A 3,577-nucleotide genomic window follows, 5' to 3' on the forward strand; every position below is an offset into this window, starting at 1 on the left:
TCGTCCCCTTGCCGGTCGTTCCGGCCCTGCCCCAGCCTCGCCCCCTGAGCCGCCGCGCTGGGCCGTCAGCACCGGACTGTGGATCGTTCACGGCGTGCCCACCACGGTGGAGGAGAGGACACCCACGACGACCGGCACCACCCCGACGAGGACGAACGCTGGCAGCACGCAGACCCCGAGCGGCAGCACGAGCCGGACTGCGAGGCGCTCGGCCGCGGCGAGGGCCGCACCGGCAGCGTCGTCACGGACGTCCTCGGCTGCGGCGCGGAGGAGCGCGGCGGCCGGCACCCCGGCGCGTCGCGCGAGCACGAGCACCTCGGCCAGACGTGCGCGCTCGACCTCTGCCCGGTCCGTGGACACCGCTGGCACCGGGAACCCGCCGACTCCCCGGCAGGCCGCGCCACCGCCGACACCCACGCCAGCCGCGCCACTTCCGACCACGCCCCTGCCGACCGCGCCCCTACCGGCAGCGCCCGCGCCGACCGCACTCCGGGCGACCGCGTCGAACGCCTCCTCGACGGCGGCTCCGGCGTCCGTCCACGAACCACCGCCCGACACCGCGACGGCCCACGCGTCCAGCAGCACGCCGGCGACGTGCCCGTCCGGTGTCGCAGCCCGCACGAGCCGTGCGGTCCAACGCCGGCCGACCGCGACGAGGCCGGCCGCCACCGCCGAGCACGCCCAGCCGAGCGGGGAACCCACGAGCACCGTCACCGCCCCGGCACCCCAAGTCGACGCGAGCGCGAGCCCGAGGACGGGCAGCGCCAGGACGACCCGTGCGCTCGTCCGCGGGCCGGCGAGGGCGACACGGACGGCTCGGTCGGAGGCGGCGGACCGTCGGAGAGCCCGCGCGAGGGCTCGCAGCGCCTCGGCCGACGGCGCTCCCGTCCGTTCCGCGACGCGGAGCACGACGGCGACGTCCTGCCACGCGGGGTCGTCCGTCACCGGCAGGCCGCCGACGAGGGACCACGCCCGCGGTGGCGGCAACCCGGCTGCCACCAGCGTCGCGACACGGTCAAGCCGCCGCGCACCCGACGCAGCACCGTCCGTGGCCGTCCGCCGCGCAGCGCGAGCCGCCGCGCGCGCACCGTCGGCCGCCGACCGCGCACCGTCGGCCGCCGACCGCGCAGCGCCGCCCGCCCACCGCCGCGGTCGAGCGGGAGGGCGTCTCACCGCGGGGTGTCCACCGGACGCAGGTCGAGCCTCCCGTCCGGTCGCAGGACCGGCCGTCCGACGCCGACCAGCCGGCGCACACCGCGCCGACGCTCGACGTGCAGCACGAGGTCGAACGCGCTCACCGCCTGACGTGCCAGCGCGGCCGGGTCCATCCCGGCGAGCGCGCCGAGCGCCTCGAGCCGCGCGGACACGTCCTGCAGGCCGTTGGCGTGGACCGTCCCGGCGCCGCCGTCGTGCCCGGTGTTGAGCGCGGAGACGAGCTCGCGGACCTCCGACCCACGGCACTCCCCCACGACCACCCGGTCCGGCCGCATCCGGAGCGCCTCCCGGAGCAGCCGAGCGAGGTCGATCGCCCCGTGCCCCTCCGCGTTCGCCTGCCGCGCCTCGAGCGCGACCACGTGCGGGTGGTCGACACGGAGTTCGGCGACGTCCTCGACGGTGACGATCCGCTCGTCGTGCGGCACGGCCGCCAGCATGGCCGCGAGCAGCGTCGTCTTGCCGCTCCCGGTCGCCCCGCTGACCAAGACGTTGCGGCGCTCGGCCACGGCCTGCTCGACGACCCGCCGCGGGACGCGCTCGAAGGTCCCGCTCCGGTCGAGCCCGGCGAGCGTGGGCCGGTCGGGTCGGGGCAGTCGGACGGAGATCGCGGTGCCGGTGACGGCGACCGGCGCGAGCACGACGTGCACTCGGACCCCGTCGTCGTGCCGGACGTCGGCCAGCGGGGTGGTCTCGTCGACGTGTCGGCCGCCGCGGGCGACGAGCGCTGCTCCGAGTTCGCGTGCCCGCCGCTCGTCGAGGACGGGGTCGGCCCGTTCGAGGCCGGCCCCGCGATCGATCCAGGTCCCGCGACCGCCGACCGCCAGTACGTCGGTGACCGAGGCGTCCCGCACGAGCCCGGCGAGTTCCTCGAACTCCTCCGCGCGGATCCGGCGCTCGGCCCGCGGTGGAGCGACACCCGGGAGGAACGGCGACGTGGAGGGGGCACGGTGTCGATGCATGGCCGGGACGCTACGGCCCGGACGACACGCGGAAGAGCGCCCGCGGTCTGCGGTGCAGAACGCCGGTTCCTCCCCACCAACGGACACTGTTGTCCCCCGTTGCAGAAAGCCGTACCCCAGTCGGTGGCGGGCGTGCACGGCTCACGAGGGACGCGACGAGCCCGTTGAGTCCAGGTCGGGGTCCGTCAGGCGACCGCGCAGGCGACGAGAACACATCGATGCGTGAGCATGGACCGGTCTGTCCACCAATCCGCATACCCGCGCGGATCGAGCCGGGACGCCACTGTCCGACCGGCGCGACCGTCGGGGTGTCTGCCGGGAGAAAAGAAGAGGCGGCACCTGTTGGGGGGAACGGGTGCCGCCTGGACACCGGCGGATTGGGGGGAATCACGGCCGACGCCACCGGAAACGAGTCCGGCGATGAACACTGTACCCCACGAACACCCCTGCTCGGCAACCCCGACACGACGACCGGCCGCAACCGGTCGGGGGTAGTCTCCGGTTGCTGCCCACGGCGCCTCGCCCCGGCGAGCACCAGCACGACGCGAAAGGACACCGATGTCCCCGACCACGACCGACACCGCACCGCACCACGAGGACGGCCCCACGTTCCCGCCGTCGCCGGAGTTCGTCGCCGACGCCGTCGCACACGAGGACCTGCACGAGGCCGCTGCCACGGACCGTGAGGCGTTCTGGGCCGACCAGGCGCGCACCCTCCTCGACTGGCGGACGCCGTTCACACAGACCCTCGACTGGTCCGGAGCACCCTTCGCGAAGTGGTTCGCGGACGGCGAGCTCAACGTCGCCGAGAACTGCCTCGACCGACACGTGCGCGCGGGCAACGGCGACCGGGTCGCGATCCACTTCGAGGGCGCGCCCGGCGACACGCGCCGGATCACCTACGCGGAGCTGACGGCCGACGTGCAACGCGCCGCCAACATGCTCACCGACCTCGGCGTCGGGCAGGGCGACCGGGTCGTCGTGTACCTCCCGCTCATCCCCGAGGCCGTCGTGACGATGCTCGCCGTCGCCCGGATCGGAGCGATCCACTCCGTCGTCTTCGGCGGGTTCAGCGCCGAGAGCCTCCGCGCCCGCATCGAGGACGCCGAGGCGAAGCTCGTCGTCACGGCCGACGGCGGGTGGCGGCGCGGCGCCGTGTCGCCCCTGAAGCCCGCCGTCGACGAGGCGCTCGAGGGCGAGGGCACCGACAGCGTCGAGCACGTCCTGGTCGTCAAGCGCGGCGGCAACGACATCGCCTGGAACGAGCGCGACCTCTGGTGGCACGACGAGGTGGCGAAGGCGGACGCCACCCACGAGGCGCAGGCATTCCCCGCCGAGACGCCCCTGTTCATCCTCTACACGTCCGGCACGACCGGGAAGCCCAAGGGCATCGTCCACCTCCG

The 3,577-nt window shown here is 75.1% G+C and carries 3 protein-coding genes; 1 reads left to right on the forward strand and 2 read right to left on the reverse strand.

Features of this window, described 5'->3' with window-relative positions; translation table 11 throughout:
- Positions 1 to 87 precede the first annotated feature (87 nt).
- A complete protein-coding gene (locus tag I59_RS03645; protein ID WP_083881934.1) occupies positions 88 to 1,173 on the reverse strand; it encodes a type II secretion system F family protein in 1,086 nt (361 codons plus the stop codon).
- Positions 1,170 to 2,174 carry a CpaF family protein gene (locus tag I59_RS03650; protein WP_022902710.1) on the reverse strand — a complete coding sequence of 335 codons (1,005 nt, stop codon included), beginning with the start codon at positions 2,172 to 2,174 and terminating at the stop codon, positions 1,170 to 1,172. The genes I59_RS03645 and I59_RS03650 overlap by 4 nt, the downstream gene beginning before the upstream one ends.
- Before the next feature lie 558 nt (positions 2,175 to 2,732).
- Between I59_RS03650 and I59_RS03655 the strand changes: the two genes are divergently transcribed.
- The coding region (locus tag I59_RS03655) for an AMP-binding protein (RefSeq protein WP_022902711.1) at positions 2,733 to 3,577 on the forward strand (845 nt) is incomplete at its 3' end.

The sequence above is a fragment of the Curtobacterium sp. B8 genome (assembly GCF_000333315.1).
Taxonomy (GTDB): Bacteria; Actinomycetota; Actinomycetes; order Actinomycetales; family Microbacteriaceae; genus Curtobacterium; species Curtobacterium luteum.